The sequence below is a fragment of the Polaromonas sp. CT11-55 genome (genome assembly GCF_047303325.1).
In the GTDB taxonomy this organism is placed as follows: domain Bacteria; phylum Pseudomonadota; class Gammaproteobacteria; order Burkholderiales; family Burkholderiaceae_C; genus Polaromonas.
Genome location: NZ_JBKBEX010000087.1, coordinates 1 through 243, shown reverse-complemented (window position 1 = coordinate 243; position 243 = coordinate 1). Strand labels below are relative to the sequence as shown.

Genomic DNA, 243 nt, shown 5'->3' with positions numbered 1-243 from the left:
ACCAAGCACTCGGCATGAGCGGCGTCTGCACCATCACCTATGAGGGAGAAGGCAGCCCCCTTAGCATCCACATGTCGGAGTCCGGCGTCACGACCACCTGCGACCTCACAACATACGAAGCCGACAGATCAGAAGACATACCCTTCGACCGCGACGCACTCGCCCTCAAAACCATCCTGCGATCAGCTTACCTCCTCGACGCAATTAACGAGCTCAGTTCCATGAGCCCCGACAGCCTCGCCA

1 protein-coding gene is annotated in these 243 nt (G+C 58.8%); it reads left to right on the top strand.

Annotation, left to right across the window (positions count from 1 at the left end; genetic code table 11):
- Positions 1-14 precede the first annotated feature (14 nt).
- A partial coding sequence (locus tag ACEN8I_RS24190; RefSeq protein WP_413331204.1) for a hypothetical protein occupies positions 15-243 on the top strand: 229 nt, incomplete at its 3' end.